18 protein-coding genes, 5 tRNA genes and 1 other annotated feature are annotated in these 19915 nt (G+C 48.2%); of the genes, 19 read left to right on the top strand and 4 right to left on the bottom strand.

Annotated features, from left to right (window positions below; genetic code table 11):
• Positions 1 to 46: 46 nt before the first annotated feature.
• From H8S18_RS03595 to gnd, 5 genes are all read left to right on the top strand, one after another.
• A complete protein-coding gene (locus tag H8S18_RS03595) occupies positions 47 to 1348 on the top strand; it encodes a phenylacetate--CoA ligase family protein (protein ID WP_186856910.1) in 1302 nt (433 codons plus the stop codon).
• Positions 1349 to 1365: 17 nt separating this feature from the next.
• Positions 1366 to 1797, top strand: coding sequence for an ACT domain-containing protein (locus tag H8S18_RS03590; protein ID WP_186856909.1), 432 nt, complete (start codon positions 1366 to 1368; stop codon positions 1795 to 1797).
• A 118-nt stretch (positions 1798 to 1915) separates the two neighbouring features.
• Positions 1916 to 2857: a sugar kinase gene (locus H8S18_RS03585; RefSeq protein ID WP_186856908.1), complete on the top strand. Its 942-nt coding sequence runs from the start codon at positions 1916 to 1918 to the stop codon at positions 2855 to 2857.
• Between the two features lie 15 nt (positions 2858 to 2872).
• Entirely contained in the window at positions 2873 to 3832 is a 960-nt protein-coding gene (locus tag H8S18_RS03580; protein ID WP_186856907.1) for an acetamidase/formamidase family protein, read from the top strand.
• The gene (gene gnd, locus H8S18_RS03575; protein ID WP_186856906.1) at positions 3820 to 5250 is read left to right on the top strand and encodes a decarboxylating NADP(+)-dependent phosphogluconate dehydrogenase; all 1431 of its coding nucleotides are present in this window, start codon (positions 3820 to 3822) and stop codon (positions 5248 to 5250) included. Before H8S18_RS03580 ends, gnd begins: the two co-directional genes overlap by 13 nt.
• A gap of 30 nt (positions 5251 to 5280) precedes the next feature.
• Here gnd and dinB read toward each other — a convergent pair whose 3' ends face one another.
• Positions 5281 to 6543, bottom strand: coding sequence for a DNA polymerase IV (dinB, locus tag H8S18_RS03570; protein WP_186856905.1), 1263 nt, complete (start codon positions 6541 to 6543; stop codon positions 5281 to 5283).
• Between the two features lie 153 nt (positions 6544 to 6696).
• On the opposite strand from dinB, the gene cysK reads away from it, so the two are divergent.
• The 3 genes from cysK to H8S18_RS03555 all read left to right on the top strand — a co-directional run bounded on the left by cysK (position 6697) and on the right by H8S18_RS03555 (position 10312).
• Positions 6697 to 7626 (top strand): cysteine synthase A, encoded by a 930-nt coding sequence (gene cysK / locus H8S18_RS03565; protein WP_186856904.1) that lies wholly within the window; start codon positions 6697 to 6699, stop codon positions 7624 to 7626.
• A 108-nt stretch (positions 7627 to 7734) separates the two neighbouring features.
• Complete coding sequence (locus tag H8S18_RS03560; protein ID WP_186856903.1) at positions 7735 to 8973, top strand: glycosyltransferase family 2 protein; 1239 nt, start codon at positions 7735 to 7737, stop codon at positions 8971 to 8973.
• Positions 8974 to 9076: 103 nt separating this feature from the next.
• Positions 9077 to 10312, top strand: a complete 1236-nt coding sequence (locus tag H8S18_RS03555; RefSeq protein ID WP_186856902.1) for a [Fe-Fe] hydrogenase large subunit C-terminal domain-containing protein — start codon at positions 9077 to 9079, stop codon at positions 10310 to 10312.
• 34 nt (positions 10313 to 10346) lie between these two features.
• On the opposite strand, the gene murC is transcribed toward H8S18_RS03555, so the two are convergent.
• Positions 10347 to 11729: a UDP-N-acetylmuramate--L-alanine ligase gene (murC, locus tag H8S18_RS03550; RefSeq protein WP_186856901.1), complete on the bottom strand. Its 1383-nt coding sequence runs from the start codon at positions 11727 to 11729 to the stop codon at positions 10347 to 10349.
• Positions 11730 to 11883: 154 nt separating this feature from the next.
• Here murC and H8S18_RS03545 point away from each other — a divergent pair, with 154 nt between their 5' ends.
• The 8 genes from H8S18_RS03545 (at position 11884) to H8S18_RS03510 (ending at position 15004) form a co-directional block, all read left to right on the top strand.
• Positions 11884 to 12573 (top strand): M48 family metallopeptidase, encoded by a 690-nt coding sequence (locus H8S18_RS03545; RefSeq protein WP_186856900.1) that lies wholly within the window; start codon positions 11884 to 11886, stop codon positions 12571 to 12573.
• Between the two features lie 100 nt (positions 12574 to 12673).
• Positions 12674 to 12757 (top strand) — tRNA-Leu (locus H8S18_RS03540).
• A gap of 9 nt (positions 12758 to 12766) precedes the next feature.
• Positions 12767 to 12841: transfer RNA gene (locus tag H8S18_RS03535), tRNA-Gly, on the top strand.
• A gap of 60 nt (positions 12842 to 12901) precedes the next feature.
• Positions 12902 to 12975, top strand: a tRNA-Gly gene (locus tag H8S18_RS03530).
• Between the two features lie 117 nt (positions 12976 to 13092).
• Positions 13093 to 13166, top strand: a tRNA-Gly gene (locus H8S18_RS03525).
• A 10-nt stretch (positions 13167 to 13176) separates the two neighbouring features.
• A tRNA-Lys gene (locus tag H8S18_RS03520) sits at positions 13177 to 13253 on the top strand.
• 836 nt (positions 13254 to 14089) lie between these two features.
• Complete coding sequence (locus tag H8S18_RS03515; RefSeq protein ID WP_186856899.1) at positions 14090 to 14542, top strand: GNAT family N-acetyltransferase; 453 nt, start codon at positions 14090 to 14092, stop codon at positions 14540 to 14542.
• Positions 14543 to 14554: 12 nt separating this feature from the next.
• Positions 14555 to 15004, top strand: coding sequence for a GatB/YqeY domain-containing protein (locus H8S18_RS03510; protein ID WP_186856898.1), 450 nt, complete (start codon positions 14555 to 14557; stop codon positions 15002 to 15004).
• A gap of 61 nt (positions 15005 to 15065) precedes the next feature.
• On the opposite strand, the gene H8S18_RS03505 is transcribed toward H8S18_RS03510, so the two are convergent.
• Both H8S18_RS03505 and H8S18_RS03500 read right to left on the bottom strand, forming a co-directional pair.
• Positions 15066 to 15524: a hypothetical protein gene (locus H8S18_RS03505; protein WP_186856897.1), complete on the bottom strand. Its 459-nt coding sequence runs from the start codon at positions 15522 to 15524 to the stop codon at positions 15066 to 15068.
• Positions 15525 to 15569: 45 nt separating this feature from the next.
• Complete coding sequence (locus H8S18_RS03500) at positions 15570 to 15932, bottom strand: DUF2185 domain-containing protein (protein WP_186856896.1); 363 nt, start codon at positions 15930 to 15932, stop codon at positions 15570 to 15572.
• A 174-nt stretch (positions 15933 to 16106) separates the two neighbouring features.
• On the opposite strand from H8S18_RS03500, the gene H8S18_RS03495 reads away from it, so the two are divergent.
• From H8S18_RS03495 to H8S18_RS03485, 3 genes are all read left to right on the top strand, one after another.
• On the top strand, positions 16107 to 16778 hold the full coding sequence (locus tag H8S18_RS03495; RefSeq protein ID WP_186856895.1) for a glucosaminidase domain-containing protein: 672 nt from the start codon (positions 16107 to 16109) through the stop codon (positions 16776 to 16778).
• A 149-nt stretch (positions 16779 to 16927) separates the two neighbouring features.
• Positions 16928 to 18091, top strand: a complete 1164-nt coding sequence (locus tag H8S18_RS03490; RefSeq protein ID WP_186856894.1) for an alkaline phosphatase family protein — start codon at positions 16928 to 16930, stop codon at positions 18089 to 18091.
• Between the two features lie 51 nt (positions 18092 to 18142).
• Positions 18143 to 18390, top strand: a binding site (T-box leader).
• 58 nt (positions 18391 to 18448) lie between these two features.
• The gene (locus tag H8S18_RS03485) at positions 18449 to 19822 is read left to right on the top strand and encodes a TrpB-like pyridoxal phosphate-dependent enzyme (RefSeq protein ID WP_186856893.1); all 1374 of its coding nucleotides are present in this window, start codon (positions 18449 to 18451) and stop codon (positions 19820 to 19822) included.
• Positions 19823 to 19915 lie beyond the last annotated feature (93 nt).

Genomic DNA, 19915 nt, shown 5'->3' with positions numbered 1-19915 from the left:
GGTATCATAGAAGAGTAAGAAAACAAGAAAGGACTGATAAAGGGGAATGGAGCATTATTATCAACCGGAAATCGAATGCGCCTCGCGCGAGCAAATTCGTGCGTGGCAGGATGAACGTCTGGTACATACGGTGAAGCATGTATATGACAATGTGCCATATTATAGAAATATGATGGAAGAAAAGGGCGTAACTCCTGCGGATATAAAATCGGCAGATGATTTGCATAAGCTGCCTTTTATTACCAAGGACGACCTTCGGGATGCATATCCCTATGGCCTTTTGGCTGTACCGCTTTCCGAGGCGGTGCGTATCCAATCCACAAGCGGAACGACAGGGCGGCGCGTGGTGGCGTTTTACACGCAGCATGATATCGACCTGTGGGACGATTGCTGCGCCCGGGCAATCATGGCGGCAGGAGGAACAAAGGATGACGTCGTACATGTCAGCTACGGGTACGGGCTATTCACAGGCGGCCCTGGACTGAACGGCGGCTCGCACAAGGTTGGCTCGCTTACGCTTCCGATGTCTTCGGGAAATACGGATCGGCAGATCCAGTTTATGATAGACTTAGGTTCCACGATCTTATGCTGCACGCCCTCCTATGCAGCCTATCTTGCCGAAACGATTTGCGAGCGGGGATTGCAGGAGCAAATCAAACTGAAAGCAGGCATTTTCGGCGCGGAAGCATGGAGCGAGGAAATGAGGCAGGACATTCAAAATAAACTTGGTATCAAGGCGTATGACATTTATGGCCTTACGGAGATTTCGGGGCCCGGTGTGTCCTTCGAGTGCAGCGCGCAGACAGGCATGCATATCAATGAAGATCACTTTATTGCGGAGATCATCGATCCGCAGACAGGCGAAGTTCTCCCGGACGGGGAAAAAGGCGAGCTGGTATTTACAAGCATTACAAAAGAGGCATTTCCGCTTCTTCGGTACCGTACGCGTGATATTTGTGTCTTAAGCCATGAAGAATGCCCATGCGGCAGAACGCATGTGAAGATGACAAAGCCCATGGGACGCAGCGACGATATGTTGATCGTGAAGGGCGTGAACGTGTTCCCGTCGCAGATTGAGACGGTGCTTCTCAATAAAGGCTATCCGGCCAATTACCAGATTACGGTCAGCCGGGAGCACAACAGCGATAAGCTGGAAGTGCAGGTGGAAATGACACCGGAGATGTTCTCCGACTCGCTGGGGCAAATTGCAAAGCGGGAGGAAGAACTGATTGCGGCGCTTAAGGCAATGTTGGGAATTTATGCAAAGGTGCAGCTTGTCGCGCCGAAGTCCATCGCGCGCAGCGAGGGCAAAGCAGTACGCGTGATTGATAAACGCAATCTCTACTAAAGAGGGAGGGCCTTACTATGACAGTCAAACAGATTTCCGTTTTTTTGGAAAACAAACCGAATCAACTTGCCGAGTTTGTAAAGGTATTGAACGAGAATCATATTGATATGAGGGCAATGTCCGTCGCGGACACTAAAGATTTTGGGATCCTGCGTGTAATTGTAGACGATACCTATAAGACGGCGTGCGTTTTGAAGGATGCGGGATATATCTGCTCGATTACGCCTGTGCTTGCGGTTGAAATCCCGGACGAACCGGGCGGGCTGACGAAGCTCCTTACGATTCTCGGCGAGAATGGCGTGAATCTTGAATACACATATGCGTTTATTACGAGGAAAAAAGAAACTGCCTACATGATTTTCCGGGTAGAAGATAACGAGAAGGCGATTGAGGTACTAACAAAACATGGAATTACCCCGATTTGCCAGGATGCTTTAAATGAATTGTGAAAGGGAAAACCGGCGCTGTATGCGCCGGTTTTTTGTCTGTATCCGCAGGATAAATTAGGACATGATAAAGACGGGACAATAAGAGCTAAACACTGATTTCCAGAAGGAGGGAACCAAAGTGGCGGACGTAATTTTAATGGGAGAACCAATGGCTTTATTCCATGCCGACGAGGAAGGCGCACTCGAAGATGTGTCGCATTTCACACGGTCGCTTGCAGGTGCGGAAGTGAACGTCGGCATTGGGCTTCGCCGGCTTGGGCACGAGGTCACTTATATCACAAAACTTGGGATTGATCCGTTTGGAAAATATATTTATCGTGCACTTGAGCGTGAAGGGCTGGGGTGCGATTTTATTACGTTTGACAAGGAACATCAGAGCGGTCTTGTGATGAAAAGCCGGGTTAGTTCAGGAGAACCCGTGCAGGAATATTATCGAAAAAACAGCGCAGCGGCTTATCTTACGCCGGCAGATGTAGAGCACGTTGATTTCAAGGACGTACGCATCGTGCATATGACGGGAATCCTCCCGGCGATTTCCGAAAGCGCGTGTGCGGCAGCCTACAGGCTTATACAAAAGGCGAAACTGGAGGGCGTCTATATTTCATTTGATCCGAATATTCGGCCGCAACTATGGCATAACAACGATGTGATGGTACGAACGCTCAATGATCTTGCTTCCCATGCAAATATGGTGCTTCCCGGACTTGAGGAAGGCCGTATATTAACCGGCAGGAGCGATCCGGATGGAATTGCGGATTTTTACCAGGAAAGCGGCGTGCGTACCGTTATCATCAAAATGGGAAGCGGAGGCGCGTATGCCTGCAAGGGAAAAGAACGGCATATGGTACCGGGATATCCTGTGGAAAAGGTGGTAGACACTGTAGGTGCGGGAGACGGCTTCGCGGCAGGAGTCTTAAGCGGACGACTCGAAGGATTGCATTTTTTGGAATCAGTACGCCGGGGGAACGCAATCGGCGCAATGCAGGTGATGGTGGCCGGGGACAACGAAGGCCTGCCCAGAAGAGAGCGGTTAAACGCCTTTTTTGCACGTTTTTTATGAGGGGAGGATAAAGTTATGGCTACCTTTCAATTAAACCCTGTCCGGGAGAGCTTACACGGTATATTATCGCCGGAGCTTCCGGCCGTGATTACGGTCGATTCCGGCGACAGCATCGAGTTTGGTACGCTTGAAGCGGACTGGAGAACCGGAAGATGTACGGAACCGAGAACAGACAGCGGTATATTTTTCCCGCATATGCGTGAAACGGACTGTGGACAGGCGCTTACGGGGCCAGTGTATGTGCGTGGCGCGGAGCCAGGCATGACGCTCGCCGTCCATGTGGATGAGTTGGTGCCGGGTAATTGGGGATGGAGTCGGGTAGGAAGGGGCGACCCGGACCATTTAAAACGTATCGGCTGTGAAGAAGGGGAGTACTTTCTTATTTGGGAAATCGACCACATGAACAGAACCTGTACGAGTAATGAAGGCCACAAAGTCGCGCTTTGGCCGTTTATGGGAATTTATGCGGTGGCGCCGGAGGGAAACGAAGCGGTTACTACGTATATTCCCGGTGAACATGGCGGCAACATGGACTGCAAAGAACTTACGGAAGGAAGTACGATCTATTTTCCTGTTTTCCATGAAGGCGCTCTTTTTTCCGTGGGTGACGGGCATGCCGCACAGGGAAATGGAGAACTTGGATGTACGGCCATTGAATGCCCTTACGATAAAGTAAAACTTACATTTGAACTGCTCCGGGAGGAAACGGAATTTTTAGTTGCGGATACGCCTGCCGGCTGGGTGACGTTCGGATATGATAGGAATCTGACGGATGCGGCCTACATGGCGCTCTGCCATATGGTTCGCTTTATGGAAAAGAAATATGGATTCCACAAACGGGAAGCTCTTACGATGGCAAGTTTGCTTGCGGATCTTAACATAACACAGATTGTAAACGGCATACGCGGCGTTCATGCATTGCTTCCACATGGAAAAATTGAAAGGCAGGAAGGAGAGGCAGAATGGCACAAATAGGAATGGTGGGCCTTGCGGTCATGGGGTCAAACCTTGCACGTAACATAGAAAGCAAAGGGTATTCCGTGGCAGTTTACGATATCGATAAGGATGCTGAACAACGCTTTATGGCCGCCTATGGAAGCGGCGCCTTCGAAGCGGTACAATCCTTGGGAGAATTGGCCCAAAAGCTGGAAACACCACGTATGATTGTGATGATGGTTCGGGCGGGAGAGCCCGTAGATCGTTTGATCGAAGAAATACTTCCGTATCTTGCAGAAGGCGATATCCTGATAGACGGAGGAAATTCTGATTTTCATGATACGCGCCGCCGTCAAAAAATGCTAAATGAGAAAAAAATACGTTATATTGGCATGGGCGTTTCGGGTGGCGAACAGGGGGCGCTTCACGGGCCGAGCCTGATGCCGGGGGGAGACCGGGACGCATGGGAAGGTGTAAAACACATCCTGACCGCAATTGCAGCGAAAGCACCGGATGGTACGCCGTGCTGTGCCTACCTGGGGCCGGATGGGGCAGGGCACCTGACCAAAACCGTACATAACGGCATAGAATACGGCGAGATGCAGCTCATTTGTGAAGCATACCAGATGATGTGCGATGGAATGGGCATGAAACAAGAGGATATGGCGGAGACGTTCCGCACATGGAATACCGGGATGCTCGGAGGCTACCTGATATCCATTACTGTTGACATATTGAAATACAGGGAAAACGGACGATATTTGCTTCCGCAGATCCTCGATGTAGCAGGACAGAAGGGAACGGGAAAATGGACGGTAATCGAGGCGGCATCCTCGGGTGTGCCTGCGACGATCACAGCGGAAGCGCTGTTTGCCCGTTTCCTGAGCAATAAAAAAGAGGAGCGCAAGCGGGCGGCGCAGTTGTTTCCCGCACCGGAACTAGCAGCTATGCCGGGTGCAGCCCTGATTGAAGAAATCAGGAGCGCCCTTCTTGCGTCTAAAATTATTTTGTATGCGCAAGGATGCATGATCCTTGCGGAGGGAGCGGGAACCTATGGATGGGAATTTGATCTCAGGACTGCATTACGCCTATGGAGGGGCGGCTGCATCATTCGTTCAGGAATGCTCGACGGTCTGATTGAAGCGTTTGGGGAACGCAAGCTTAGAAACCCTATGCTGGCTCCGGAATTTACGAAACGATTGAATGAGGCGGTTCCATCGCTGAGAAAAATAGTGGCAGAAGGGGCGGCACGGGGAATTCCCTTGCCCGCGATGTCGTCCGCGCTTTCCTTTTTTGACGGATACCGGTCCGGTAAACTTTCAGCTAATCTGCTGCAGGCACAGCGGGACTATTTTGGAGCGCATGGGTATGCGCTTGAAGACGCCCCCGATACGCCGCGCCATACTGATTGGACGGGAAAAGGCGGAAAAATTACTTCGGGAACCTATAACGCATAACAAAATGACCTGCAGCCGGATGGTTTCAGATCATGAATCATCTCCTGCCGAAAAATCAGGCTTGTTTTCAGACAACAGGGGAATATCGCCTTGACGTTTTGAAACGATATCCGTCTTGAGGATGGAGGCATAAGAAACGGCATTCTTGCCGAATTTCCCCCGAATTTCATCAATGGTATTTTCGAGTTTTTCCTGCTTTTTGCTGCGGACCGAAGGTGCGTCAAAAAACGTAATCTGCCCGCCCTCTTCGCTTTCCGTGAGCCCGGCGGCCGTGAGGGAAATGAGCCGGATTGGTTTTTCCGGATTCCATGCCTTGAAAATAATCTCAAGCCCTGCTTCCGCGAGGTCTTTGGTAAGGTGGATGGGCCGCGGCAGAGTTTTCTGGCGGGAAATAACCTTGAAATCAGGATCTTTGATTTGCACCTGAACGGTTTGGCAATAAACCCCTGTTTTACGCAGCCGGGCGCCTACACTGTCTGCAAGCATGAGCACTCCCGCCCTTATATCGCCTTCCCCAAGGAGGTTTCGCCGAAAAGTAATGCTGTTCCCGATGCTCTTCACCGGATCGGACTGGCCAATCTCACGCACCGGGCTTTCATCCAGCCCATTCGCATATTCCCATACAAGTTCGCCGGATTTACCCAAAAGCTTCGACACCTCGCTGCGTTGTAATGACGCGAGCGCGCCGATGGTACGCACACCAATTTTTTGCAGGATATCCGCTGTTTTTTTGCCGACGTACAACATATCCGTAACGGGGAGAGGGAACAGAATCGTGCGAAAATTGTCCCGCGTAATTACTGTAGTGGCGTCCGGCTTTTTATAATCGCTGCCAAGCTTGGCAAAAGCCTTGTTAAAGGATACGCCCACTGAAATTGTAAGCCCGAGCTCTTCCCGAATTCGCTTGCGGAGTGTATTTGCAATTTCTTCTCCCGAACCGAATAAATGCAGGCTGCCCGTCACATCAAGCCACGATTCATCGATGCTGAATGCCTCTACTTTGCTGGTATATTCGGCGTAAATCTCATTGATTAATTTGCAATATTTCGTATATTCTCCACGGCGCGGCGGAACCAGCACAAGTTCCGGACATTTTTTCTTTGCCTGCCATACGGTTTCAGCTGTTATGATACCGTAGCCTTTGGCGAGTTCATTTTTAGCAAGGATGATACCACGCCTGCTTTCTGGATCACCGCATACGGCCATGGGTATCTTTTGCAGTTCGGGACGCATAATACATTCCACCGATGCATAATATGCATTGCAGTCACAGTGCAATATTGTCCTATCCATAAAAAACGCCCCTTTCTCAGCCTCAGTGTAATTATATTATAGGTGCGTAACAATTGGGTGTCAAAGCCGGAGGAATTAAAATATCTCTATTCCAAAACCCGGCAATCAGGTATATAATATATAGGTATGCTTAGAAAATGAGGAGAATTTTTAATGATTTATAATAACGTCCTGGAAGCAGTCGGGCATACGCCTATGATTCGTTTGAACCGGATGGCGGGGGAAGACTGCGCGCAGGTACTTGTAAAATATGAAGGGCTGAATATTGGCGGATCAATTAAAACGCGCACAGCATATAATATGATTGCTGAAGCTGAAAAACAGGGCGCCCTGAACCGGGATTCCGTGATTGTCGAGCCGACGAGCGGTAACCAGGGGATTGGCCTTGCGCTTGTCGGTGCGGTGAAAGGATACCGAACGGTGATTATTATGCCAGATTCCGTGAGCGAAGAACGAAAAAAACTGATGGAGCATTATGGCGCGACAGTAAAACTTGTGCATGATGATGGAAACATAGGGGCTTGTATTGAAAAGTGCCTTCAAACGGCGCTTGAGATGCAGGAGGAAGACCCGAATGTATTTGTTCCCCAACAGTTTACTAACCCGGCAAACCCAATGGTGCACAGGCATCACACGGCGCTTGAAATATTGGAGCAGGTATCCGGGCCGATTCATGGTTTTTGCTCGGGAGTCGGGACCGGTGGGACAATCAGCGGAATCGGGGAAGTGCTTAAAGCACAAAATCCGGACATGACGATTTGGGCGGTAGAGCCTGAAAATGCGGCAATCCTGTCGGGAGGAAGCATTGGGACACATTTGCAGATGGGTATTGGCGACGGACTGATTCCGGAAAATCTGAATACAGATATTTATGATGATATCTGCATTGTGACAGATGATGAGGCAATCAGCACAGCGAAGGATCTTGCGCGGCGGGAAGGCCTCATGTGCGGGATATCAAGCGGCACCAATGTAGCGGCAGCCCTGCGGCTTGCAAAAGAGCTCGGCCCGGGAAAAACCGTTGTTACCGTTCTCCCGGATACGGCCGAACGGTATTTCAGTACGCCGCTGTTTGCGGAATAAGCAAAATTTTATGCTTTGTTAAGTGCTTCTTAAGAATTTGTCTGTTGAATAGATGATATAATAAATGCAGAAGTCCGGAAACGGACGGAAAACGGGGAGGATGGGGATATGAATCCCGGATTTGAGATCTGTAAATGGATCGTTATCATACTGTCTATTTATTCTGCGCCTATTATGATCTGGATGGTTATCACCACTCTAGCCGGTCTTGCGAAGCCAAGGGCGCTTGTACCCAAAGATTCCAGGCAATACCGTTTCGCTGTGTTGGTCTGCGCGCGAAACGAGGAACGTGTGATTGGCAACCTGATCGATAGTCTGAAAAAGCAGGATTATTCAAATTATCATATCTTTGTAGTAGCAGATAACTGTACGGATCATACGGCGCACGTTGCAGGGGCGTGCGGAGCAACTGTATTCGAGCGGTTCAATGAAAAAAAGAAAGGAAAGGGTTATGCCCTTCATTTTGGTATCAATAAGTTATTGCGCGAATATGCGGAAGATTATGATGCGGTGTGCATCTTTGATGCGGACAATTTAGCATCGCCGGCATTTTTGACTGAAATGAACCATGCGCTCAATGCGGGAGCCGATGTGGCGCTTGGCTACCGTGACACCAAAAATATACATGATTCGTGGATCAGCGAAGTCTACTCAATTTATTGGCTGATGCTCCAGAGATTCTATTATACATCAAGGCATACGCTCGGCTTTTCCAGTATGGTGGGAGGCACGGGTTTTGCATTCAAACTGTCTGCGCTTGGCGGGGAAGGCTGGACAACCTATTCCCTCACGGAAGACGTAGAGTTTTCCATTCAACAAATTTTAAAAGGACATAAGATTATCCCTGCAAGAAAAGCAGTGTTTTATGACGAGCAACCGGCGGAATACAGCGTGTCCGTCAAACAGCGGTTCCGCTGGATGGTGGGAGGAATGCAGTGTATTCCTTTGTATTTCAAACAAATTATGCGGCGGGTATTTCAGGGAAATTTGAAAGCGCTTGATCTTGCATGGTATATCTTATTTATTCCGGCGACCGGGCTTGCACTGCCGCTCAATGCGGCGAGTATCCTGATGATGTTGATGATGCCGGGTTTTGAAGCTTTTGCAGGGCCGGTGATACTCGCGTTATCCCTATTTAACTTTGGTCTTGGTGTGTTGGTGGCGTTTTTAACGTTGAAGCTCGAGAGGCGCAGAATTGGACCGATGGTACGGGGAATCCTGCTTTATCCGATTTTCTTGCTGACGATGATGTTTATTGCGCTCGGCGCTTTGTTCCGGCCTCATACGGAATGGGTACCCATCGAACACCAAAGCAAATATCGGATTGAAGATGTGGATATCAGTTGACTTGAGAGGATAAAGCGGCGGGGAAAACATCCTTGCCGCTGTTTTAATAGCGGGGAATTGTTTAAAAAATAGTAGAGAGAATATTCTGACAGGGGAGGAATAAATGGCGACATTTGATGAGATTTACAGGAGATTGCTTAAGAAAGCGGCGCGTGGAGAACGGGTTGGGGAAAAAGACTGCGATATGGATGACCTTGATTGCTTACTGCACCCGAATGCATATCCGCTGGTATGGAAAGTCGGTGTGTGCGATTGTCCGCCCGGACGGCAAGAAAGCTGCGTAAATGGATGTGAATTTGGGGCAATTCGGCCGGACGGCAAAGAGGGAATTGCAATCGATCCGAAAGAGTGCGTTGGATGCTGCACCTGCGTAGATGGATGCGACCGGGAAAAACTGAAGGCAAGCCGCGACGTGATTGCTGCGCTCAATGCTTTGCAGGAACGCAAAGGACCGGCCTATGCGTTGATCGCGCCAGCCTTTACCGGACAACTTGGCGAAGCTGTTACACCGGGAAAATTGAGGACGGCATTTAAAAAAATAGGATTTGACGGGATGATTGAAGTAGCTCTGTTTGCAGATATCCTGACGCTTAAAGAGGCACTTGAGTTCGATCAAAACATTCTACAGGAATCGGATTATCAGCTTACAAGCTGCTGCTGTCCGATGTGGATTGCCATGATCCGCAAGATATATCACGAATTAATGCCGCATGTGCCCGGCGCAGTCTCACCTATGGTTGCATGCGGGAGGGCCATAAAATCGCTTTATCCGGATGCGGTGACGGTATTTGTCGGCCCATGTATTGCCAAGAAAGCGGAAGCACGGGAACAAGATATTGCGGATGCGGTGGATTACGTACTGACTTTTCAGGAGGCACGAGATATTTTTGAAGCGGCGCAAATAGATCCGGGAGCACTCCCGGAAGACGATAAGGATCATTCTTCACGGGCCGGGCGGATTTATGCACGGAAGGGTGGAGTAAGCGAAGCTGTCAAAGCGACGGTAAACCGGCTGAATCCTGACCGAAAAATTACTGTGCGAACCCAGCAGGCAGATGGCGTCCCGGCATGCAAGGAAATGTTGTCTGCACTGCGCGAAGGAAAAACGAATGCCAATTTTTTTGAAGGTATGGGTTGTACAGGAGGCTGCGTGGGAGGCCCTAAGGCACTTATTAACCGGGAAGAAGGGACGGAGCAGGTAGAGGCATATGGGGCGCGTGCGGCTTATCCGACGCCGATCGATAATCCCTATGTGATTGAGCTGCTCCACCGCATGGGATTTGATACGGTGGAGAGTCTGCTTGAGCACAGTGATATTTTCACCCGGAACTTTAAGTAACAAAGCGAAAAAAGCATCCCATGGGATGCTTTTTTCAGTCTTTGAAAAAGATCATTTGCTGCTTATTGATATCCCCGGAGCCAAGCGTCATTACGATATCGCCCGGTTTCCAATTTTTGAGAAGATAATCCTTAATTCCTTGAAAAGTAGGAATATACATGCAGGAACAGGAGTTGGAGTTGATTGCCGCGACCACGTCGCGCGCGTGGATTCCCTGCGTATCCGTATCTCTCCCGGGATAAATATCAGGCATCAGCACTTCGTCCGCGTTGCCGAAACACTGGGCGTATTTATCTTTTAACGTGCGTGCACGCGTATAGGAATTGCATTGGAAAACCACCCACAGCTTGTGATGGGGGACGAGGGAAGCCGCCTCGAGGCATGCTGAAATCTCACTTGGATGATGTGCATAATCATGAAATACACGCACGCCGTCCCGCTCGCCAACCAGCTCAAAGCGCCGCCCGGCAAGCCGGTAATCTTTGAGCGCGCTGATGGATGTTTTGACATCAACGCCAAACACTTCAAAGGCAAAAGCGGTTGCTGCAAGAGCGTTGCGCAGGTTATGCAGACCGGGCACGGTAAGCTCCAGCGTTCCCAGTTTTTGCCCGCGGCAAACCACGGTTCCACTGCCGCAGCCAAGCTCATTAAACTCAGGAGATTCCAGATACCAATCGCTGCTTGGGCCGTCATTATAAGTAACGATACGACATGGTGCATAGTCTTTCAGACGGTAAGCGAGCGTATCCGACTGGTTCAATAGCAAGATTCCATTTTCATCCATTTTTTGAATGAACTCTACAAACGTATCAAAGATATCGTTAATGTCACGATAACAGTCAAGATGATCATCGTCTATATTGTTGACCAGGATATGCGTTGGATGCAATGTAAGAAAACTGCGCACATATTCGCAGGCTTCCGTAATGAAAGCGTCATTCGTGCCGATTTTTACGCCGCCGGACAAAAAATCGACCATACCGCCCACGTGAACCGTGCAGTCTTCTTCCGAATGCTGCATGATAAGCGCAAGCATAGAAGTGATGGTTGTCTTTCCGTGGCATCCCGAAATGCAGGCTACACGCTCGTAGTGGCTGGAAATCAACCCCAACAACTTGGACCGTTCAAGCATCGGAATTTCATGCGCCGCCGCGTAGGCATATTCCGGATTATATGGCTTGATTGCAGCGGTGTATACCACGAGGCCTGCGCCGTGTACATTTTTTTCATCGTGCCCAAAAGTAACGGGAATTCCTTTTTGCTCCAACTGGCGGGTAAACGCCGACTCTTTCATATCGGAACCTGTTACCATATAGCCATTGGCCGACAGGATCTGTGCAAGACCGCTCATAGAACAACCGCCGATTCCAATAAAGTGTATCTTTTTATCATTAGGAATTATTAACTTTGTATCCATTCGATTCTCCCGATTTCATTCCGGCTATTTTGACCGGTACGCGCGAAAGTTAATCAGCGCTTTTATATTATACTGAATATGAAATGTTTTATCAACCGCTTTTCAGATGCCTTTTTCTATGGGATGTGCTATAATAAACAATATGAGCGATGAAATGGTGAAAATTAAATTATCGGACGGCAGTGAGCTTAGCGTCGGCGTGGCAAGAAAAACGATGAAAAATATTCGTTTACGTGTCCGTTCTGATGGAAGCGTTTGCGTTAGCGCACCTTTCGGCGTAAGCAGCGGGCGGATACAGGAGTTTGTTTCTGCAAAAAGCGCATGGATCGAAAATCATATCAATCATCTGCCGCGGCAGAAATCAGATGATGGGCATGTCCTTTTTATGGGAACCAATTATGCGCTGGAGGTTGTAAAAGACCGCCGGACCGGGGTTGCGCTGAATGGCGAAGATATGACAATTTTTTGCAGCAGGCCTGAGGAGTATAAAGAGGTGCTCCAGAATTGGTGGGTACAGCAGGCGCTTGCTTATCTTGGGGATGCCGTAAATAAGTGGTATCCGGTTTTGGGGCAGGATGAAGCGGAAAAACCCGTGATTAAAGTCCGGAAGATGCGAACTTTGTGGGGAAGCTGCACGAGCACACAAAGAACGATCCGTTTTAACTACTATTTAATGTGTTCAACCGCAGACTGCATTGAATACGTAGTATTGCACGAATTGACCCATCTGCTTTATCCGGATCACGGCCCCGGATTTAAAGCTTTCCTTTCCGACCATATGCCGGATTGGAAAGAACGGAAACGGCGGCTTGAAAGCCAGTGCGCGGGAATGCGCATGATTTAAAAATTAGCAGAAAAAGATCGTTTTTCAGTCGGAATTCTCTTGACAACATTAAGCTTTATCTATTATAATAATTCTTGCGCGCAACGGACGCGTATTATACGCGGGCGTGGCGGAATTGGCAGACGCGCCAGACTTAGGATCTGGTGCCTTAGGCGTGAAGGTTCGAGTCCTTTCGCCCGCACCAATTTCATATGCGGGAGTGGCTCAGTGGTAGAGCGTCGCCTTGCCAAGGCGAATGTCGCGAGTTCGAATCTCGTCTTCCGCTCCATGACGTAAAATGTCGTTCCCATCGAAATGATGGGAACGTACATTTTAGAAAGATGGAAATGCGGGTGTAGCTCAGTGGTAGAGCACCGGCTTCCCAAGCCGGCTATGTGGGTTCGATTCCCATCACCCGCTCCATTTCGCAAACGGTTCGTGTGGCTTTTGCGCAATAGATAGGTTTCGCAGCAGCGAATATTTATCCTCTGTCACAATGGTTTAATGAAGCGGCAGGAGGAAGAGAATAAGGACGTATATGCGGGTGTGGCTCAATGGTAGAGCGTCGGCCTTCCAAGCCGAATGCGTGGGTTCGATTCCCATCACCCGCTCCATAAATGGTCTGGACCACTAGCTCAGTTGGCTAGAGCACCTGACTCTTAATCAGGGTGTCCAGGGTTCGAGTCCCTGGTGGTCCACCAAAGGAAAAGGCTTTACAAGGCAGATTGTGAAGCCTTTTCTTATTATTTTTACTTATGTGTTATTACGTATTGTTTTGTATAATTATGGACGCAAGGTGCCGTACAAATATCATACCAACTTACGTCTATTTCAGTTTAGTTATGCGCTCAAAAGAATAGCATCTTTCATTAACTCCAAATTGTCATGCACATAGTATAGCTTCACTGTTATTTCTATGCTCTTGTATCATGGTTTTGCTTATGGTTATGATATCGACACTGCGCGAATAAAGGATTGAGCCAGAGCTATGGGGTAATTCGTGGGGGGCAAGCATCAGGACATCTAAGCTTTCTTTTGCCGCATATACTTCAAAAATTTCTTAAATCGGCCGGAATGCCGGTTGGATGAGCGGATGTACCCACCATATTTTCCGGATATTAAATATTTGCACTCATACTCCACATACGGTTTTTATAATAATATGCCCGGAGTGTTGTGATAATGTCTGACATAGTTCGTCATCAAAAGGAATATTGCGGATGGACTTTTTGCTTTTACATGGTTTAATTAATATGCCGGAAGAAGATTCCGAAATAGACCGCCTTACGCGAAATAAGCCGTTTTTCAAATCTATACCGCCCAACGTAGGGAGACTATGCCTTTCTTGCGGGGCGGCAAGCCATTCGTATGTCTCATGGTCATATAGCTTAAATGTGCCGGACGTTTGCAGTGTGTGTCAACGGCCTGAAATCAAGGCCTTACAGCCGTATATATGTCTGTCTGTTTTCTAATAGTTTCTCTGAATTTCCATGAAAAAACCGGAGGTTATGCTATAATAAATGCGGAGGCATTGAAGATGCGAGTGATAGAAACAAGTGGAGCAGACGCGCGTTTTCAGCTTCTTTGCCGAGAGCTGGATCAAGAATACTTCCGGCTATTTGGAGAGGCATCTTTAAAATATCGGGATGTGAACCGGATTGAAGAAGCCGCGTGTGTAGTCTTGGTGCTTGAAGATAAAAGAGCAATCGGGTGTGGTTGTATTCGCAGTACCGCAGCAAGCGATGCAGCGGAAATAAAACGCGTTCTGGTAAAGCCTGAATGGAGGCGCCGGGGAATTGGCGCGGCGATTGTAAAACGGCTTGAAGAAAAAGCGAAGGAATTTGGATTTACGGCGATAATCCTGGAGGCGGGTAAAGAAATGCCGTGGGCGATTGCGCTGTATGAAAAACTGGGCTATCGTTTTATTCCGAATTATGGCAGTTTTGACAGGGATGAAGCGGTCGTGTGCATGGAAAAGGATTTGAAATAAGGGAGGAAAGTTATGGACAAGATCGAAACGGTACAAAAAGAGATGATCGCGGCGATGAAGGCGAAGGACGGCGAACGCAAAGAGACGCTTACACTTCTCTTATCGGCGCTGAAAGCAAAGGCAAAAGATAAACGGGAACCGCTGACTGAGGAAGAAGAAAATACGATTATTCTAAAAGAAATAAAGCAGGCGGAGGAAAGTCTTGCAGGGGCGAAAAAAGCCGGACGGTCTGATTTGATTGATATGAATGAAAGACGGATAACTGCCCTGATGGAGTTTGCCCCGAAGCAAATGGATGAGGGAGAAATCAAACAAATTATTGCCGATGTTTTGCGGCAGCTGGAAATTGAAAAGCCGGAAGCTAAGGATAAAGGCAATATTATGAAAAATTTGATGCCGCGCGTGAAGGGAAAGGCCGATGGCGGGCTTGTAAACCGCTTGGTGGGGGAACTAATGAAGTAGGCTGTTTTCAGGCATTCCAAAATCCCTGGGGAACCGGGGATTTTGCCGTTTTTTAAGAACTTTAAACTGCAGCGATTTGTTTTTTTACAAAGGAAACAATAAAATTTACCGCCGCGCCAATCATGGCGCCGCCAATCCCAGTATACAGCATCCCGAGAACAGACTGTGGGAGGAGGTTGGAAGAACGAAGCAAAATACCAAACGTAATCATACATGCCATAATAATATAGCCCTTTACGTCAAAAAATGCGAATGCACATATTTTTTGACGTGGAAAAGCCTCGATACGGGCGGTATGCTTACGAAAGAGGCGAAAGAAAATAAGCTTGAAAAAGAGAAAAAAGACCACTGCAGTCACCGGAAGGGAGAGCCACAATGGATCCGGATTTCCCAGCAGGGCTGGCAGGCCGATCGAAAGAACGGCCGTACCTGCAATACTCCAGACAATTCCTGCCAGTAGAGGCAGGTACTTTTTATTAATTCGTGGGGCATGGGTGAAACTTGCATCCCGTGCAGTCATTGGAACACACCTCGGTTTCGATTTTAAATTTGGAATGCTTCAGGCTCAGGTTTCTTCATCAAAAAAGTGTTCGGCCTTGAGAAACTCGCCGTTTTCCTGGCGAATAAATGCCGTTTCATAAGCAGAATCCAAAAAGGGTATGATGGCAGGATCATAACTGCATATTATGCGCAGGGGGAAAGCAGAGGTATTCCCCGGCGTATTCATATAAACGGCATCCTCATCACCTGCCAGAAAGACCCAGCCGGAATCAGATGTATCCGGAATCGGAAAATCGCGGTACATGATACCGATCTCATAACCGCCTACAGAAATCCTGTCACTGACAACACATCCGGAATCCGCATTTTCGATCCCGGGATCCAGGGAACTTTCCAGATCCTGAAAATATTTTTTTCGCTGTTCCATAAAATAAGCGCTCCTTTTCATAAGACATAGTGTACCCCTAATCCTGTGGGGAATCAACAAACATTTTACTTGATATTAATAAACGGATTCCCTAAAAAAATGCATAAAGCTTGCAAAAATGGAGAAGTAGATGTATAATAACGAAGCACCCCTAAATTAGGGAAAGGAATCAGTATGAAAAGAACACTTGTAAAAACTTGCCGGCTTGTGTGTGCCGGAGTGCTTGCTTTGGCAATTAGTACTGCCTTTTTGCCATGTGCAATGGCGGCAGGAGTATCTGCATCAACTGAAATGGAAGCGTTTGGGGAAGAACGGGCGGAAGCGCTTGCAGAAAGCATCTCAGAGGCTGTATTTGAAACATTTACGGATGAAACTTTGGTTACGCCCTATGAATATGTTCCCTATGGAGACTTAACGGTTCTTTCGGGCTGCAGCGCCGAGGAACTGGAAGCTTTGCTGAAAGATTCCGGGCTCGAGGGATTGGGAAGTTGTTATGCAGAAAAAGAGCAGACACATGGAATCAATGCGCTTTTCCTGATTAGTGTAGCACAGCTTGAAAGTGGATTCGGGAAGAGCAAACTGGCACAAAATTGCAATAACCTTGGCGGAATTAAAAACGGGAATAATGGATATATGGAGTTTCCAACGAAACAGGATTGCGTGGACTATCAGGCGACCTTGCTGCGTGACGATTATCTTGATGAAAATGGAAAATATTTTGAGGGAAAAACGACAAAAGATGTGAGCCAAAGCTACTGCGGAGGATCGGAATCATGGTATACGCAGGTAGAATCGCTGATGCGAACCAATTTTGAAAAGATCATGGAGATGCGCGAAGCATCTTGACGGGAAATGAAGGAAGAACCATGCATGCTCCGGTGAGCGGCATGGTTTTTTTGTATTCGATAACTTGGTTTTCTTGCGTGATGATTGAACCCGTGGCTCGGATAGCGTATAATGGGGACAGAAATGAAGCATAGCGGAAGGAGAAAGACATGAAAAAAATTACATTGGTGTTGGATGGCGTCGCAGACCGGCCAAATGCCGCCCTCGCGGGGAAAACACCGCTTGAATATGCAAAAACCCCAAACCTTGACGCACTTTACAAAAAATCGCTTGGAGGGACAGTGCTTACTATTCCGGAAGGGCTTGAAGTAGGGAGTGCCGTTGCAAACCTGAGCCTCCTTGGGTTTGACCCCCATACGTACAGAGGACGTTCGATTATTGAAGCGGCGGGTCTGCACCTGCCGATGAATGAAAATGATTTATATATTCGCTGCAATCTTGTAGCGTTTGAGGGCGGTTCCTTTGAGACAAGCCGCATTAAGAGCTATAGCGCATACGACATTGCGACCGAGATTGCCGAGCCCGTTGTGCGGGAATTGGCGGAAGCAGTATTTGACGACGAATTCGAGCTTGTTTATTGTGGCTCTTTCCGCTGCACGCTGATTGTGAAAAATGGGAAGAAGCTTTATCCGGTAGATTTTATGCCCGCCCACGACATTATCGGACAGGATATTGCTCCGTTTATCAGGATGGAAGGAAACCAGGCAAAGTTTTTTGAACTCATGAAAAAATCGTATGATTTTCTGCAAAAGAAGGATATCCCTGCAAATGGTATGTGGATGTGGGGCGCATCGATCATGCCTGAAATCAAAGGCGACACCCGCGGCCGTGTCGCGCTTTCGGAAACTCTGCTTATGGACGGGATTACAACGATTGCCGGGCTTCCCAATGTTGGCACGAAACGGGAAGGCCGTACATTTGAAAACTTTCTTGAAGAAAAGCTTGAGAAGGCAATTAACGCGGTGAAGGAATATGAGGATATCTACGTCCATATTCAGGAAACGGATGACCTCTCCCACGAGCTTCAGCCGGTAGAAAAAATGCAGGCTGTAGAGGCGATAGACAGAGTATTCCTGGGGGAATTCCTTGGGAATATTGGAAATGATTATACAATTTCAGTGGCATCTGACCACTTTACGTTCTCCGATACTGGCGCTCACGGCGGGGAACCGGTGCCCTTCCTGTTTTATGATTCACATAACGAACGGGAACAGGGCGGGCGTTTTACGGAACAGGACAGCCGGAATAAAAAACACCTTATCACTGCGGCAGAGCTTAAGGCAATGCAGAAACAAGCCGAAGAGAGAAGATGAATTATCCTTGACACATTTTGGCAAGTCTGCTATAATAAGCAATCATAAACAGAGAAACCAGTGATTCAGAGGAGTAACCGGAAGAACCGCTTTCAAGAGAGCAATGGGTGGTGGGATCATTGCAGCAGAGGATTTTCGGTGAATGGACTGATGAGGGCAGGGAGAACAACGAGAGTTTAGTAATACCTGACGGAATTTCCAACCGTTATCATGGAAACGCAATTGTTTGATTGTGACAGAGAGGGCGCATTGCGCCAATCCGGGTGGCACCGCAGAAGTTTTAGGCTTTTGTCCCAGAAAGTTGGGATAAAAGCCTTTTTGGCTTTATTCATAAATATTTGAAGGGAGAGCAAAGCAATGGTAAAGATTCCGCACAGACTCTATTTAAGTGAAGACGAGATGCCAAAGCAGTGGTATAATATGCGCGCAGATATGAAAGAATTGCCTGCGCCTATGATCAATCCGGCAACGATGCAGCCGGCGACGGAGGAGGACATTTATCCGGTATTTTGTGAAAAATTGGCGCATCAGGAATTAGATAATGAGACGCGCTACGTAGATATTCCGGAAGAAGTTCTGGAAATGTACAAAATTTACCGCCCATCTCCGCTGATCCGTGCGTTCAATCTGGAAAAGACATTAGACACGCCCGCAAAGATCTACTATAAGTTTGAAGGCAATAATACGTCGGGCAGCCATAAGCTTAATTCTGCAATTGCACAGGCATATTACGCGAAGGACCAGGGGCTGAAAGGGCTGACAACAGAAACGGGAGCAGGCCAATGGGGTACCGCGCTCGCAGAAGCATGTTCTTATTTTGGGTTGCCGCTTACAGTATTCATGGTGAAGGTTTCTTATCAGCAAAAGCCGTTTCGCAAAGCGGTAATGCAGACTTTTGATGCAGACGTAATTGCCAGCCCGAGCAATACCACGGAGATAGGCCGCAAGATCCTGGCAGAAAACCCAAATACATCGGGCAGCCTTGGCTGCGCGATCTCCGAAGCGGTGGAAAAGGCAGTCTCCACGGAAGGGTATCGCTATGTGCTCGGATCGGTGCTGAACCAGGTGCTGCTCCACCAATCAATTATTGGTCTGGAATCCAAGATCGCGATGGAAAAGCTTGATGAATACCCGGATATCGTAATTGGCTGCGCCGGAGGCGGATCGAATTTGGGCGGCCTGATCGCACCGTTTATGCAGGATAAGCTGACAGGGAAGGCAAACCCGCGGATTGTCGCAGTGGAACCGGCATCCTGTCCGTCCTTTACGCGTGGTAAATATGCATATGATTTCTGTGATACGGGCAAGATTACTCCAATGGCTAAAATGTACACATTGGGAAGCGGCTTTATTCCCTCCGCAAACCATGCGGGCGGATTGAGGTATCACGGAATGTCGCCAATTCTGTCGAAGTTGTACCACGACAAGTATATGGAGGCCGTGGCGGTTGAACAGAGCAAGGTGTTTGAGGCGGCAGTGCTGTTCGCTAAAAAAGAAACGATCCTGCCTGCGCCGGAATCTGCCCATGCGATTCGTACGGCCATTGACGAGGCGCTAAAATGCAAAGAGTCAGGCGAACGGAAGACGATCCTGTTCGGCCTTACGGGGACGGGCTATTTCGATATGACGGCATATGAATCCTACCATGACGGAAAAATGAACGATTATATTCCGACAGATGAAGAATTACAGAAAGGCTTTGACAGCCTGCCGGAAATCCCTGTAAAGTAAGAGAGAAACGTAACAAAAAACGTGTGCCGCCGGCACGCGTTTTTTGTTTGTTGCGTAAAATTCTGTTTTAACGTAAAATGGTAACGGGGAAAA

The sequence above is a fragment of the Christensenella tenuis genome, from assembly GCF_014287795.1.
Lineage (GTDB): Bacteria > Bacillota > Clostridia > Christensenellales > Christensenellaceae > Christensenella > Christensenella tenuis.
The sequence above is the reverse complement of the archived record's forward strand: the minus strand, read 5'-3'. Positions and strand labels throughout refer to the sequence as shown.

What these genes read in the sequence shown, in the direction of transcription:
- H8S18_RS03595 (WP_186856910.1), top strand. Translation starts at nt 47, where the DNA reads ATGGAGCATTATTATCAACCGGAAATCGAATGCGCCTCGCGCGAGCAA.
- H8S18_RS03590 (WP_186856909.1), top strand. Translation starts at nt 1,366, where the DNA reads ATGACAGTCAAACAGATTTCCGTTTTTTTGGAAAACAAACCGAATCAA.
- H8S18_RS03580 (WP_186856907.1), top strand. Translation starts at nt 2,873, where the DNA reads ATGGCTACCTTTCAATTAAACCCTGTCCGGGAGAGCTTACACGGTATA.
- gnd (WP_186856906.1), top strand. Translation starts at nt 3,820, where the DNA reads ATGGCACAAATAGGAATGGTGGGCCTTGCGGTCATGGGGTCAAACCTT.
- dinB (WP_186856905.1), bottom strand. Translation starts at nt 6,543, where the DNA reads ATGGATAGGACAATATTGCACTGTGACTGCAATGCATATTATGCATCG.
- cysK (WP_186856904.1), top strand. Translation starts at nt 6,697, where the DNA reads ATGATTTATAATAACGTCCTGGAAGCAGTCGGGCATACGCCTATGATT.
- H8S18_RS03560 (WP_186856903.1), top strand. Translation starts at nt 7,735, where the DNA reads ATGAATCCCGGATTTGAGATCTGTAAATGGATCGTTATCATACTGTCT.
- H8S18_RS03555 (WP_186856902.1), top strand. Translation starts at nt 9,077, where the DNA reads ATGGCGACATTTGATGAGATTTACAGGAGATTGCTTAAGAAAGCGGCG.
- murC (WP_186856901.1), bottom strand. Translation starts at nt 11,729, where the DNA reads ATGGATACAAAGTTAATAATTCCTAATGATAAAAAGATACACTTTATT.
- H8S18_RS03545 (WP_186856900.1), top strand. Translation starts at nt 11,884, where the DNA reads ATGGTGAAAATTAAATTATCGGACGGCAGTGAGCTTAGCGTCGGCGTG.
- H8S18_RS03515 (WP_186856899.1), top strand. Translation starts at nt 14,090, where the DNA reads ATGCGAGTGATAGAAACAAGTGGAGCAGACGCGCGTTTTCAGCTTCTT.
- H8S18_RS03510 (WP_186856898.1), top strand. Translation starts at nt 14,555, where the DNA reads ATGGACAAGATCGAAACGGTACAAAAAGAGATGATCGCGGCGATGAAG.
- H8S18_RS03505 (WP_186856897.1), bottom strand. Translation starts at nt 15,524, where the DNA reads ATGACTGCACGGGATGCAAGTTTCACCCATGCCCCACGAATTAATAAA.
- H8S18_RS03500 (WP_186856896.1), bottom strand. Translation starts at nt 15,932, where the DNA reads ATGGAACAGCGAAAAAAATATTTTCAGGATCTGGAAAGTTCCCTGGAT.
- H8S18_RS03495 (WP_186856895.1), top strand. Translation starts at nt 16,107, where the DNA reads ATGAAAAGAACACTTGTAAAAACTTGCCGGCTTGTGTGTGCCGGAGTG.
- H8S18_RS03490 (WP_186856894.1), top strand. Translation starts at nt 16,928, where the DNA reads ATGAAAAAAATTACATTGGTGTTGGATGGCGTCGCAGACCGGCCAAAT.
- H8S18_RS03485 (WP_186856893.1), top strand. Translation starts at nt 18,449, where the DNA reads ATGGTAAAGATTCCGCACAGACTCTATTTAAGTGAAGACGAGATGCCA.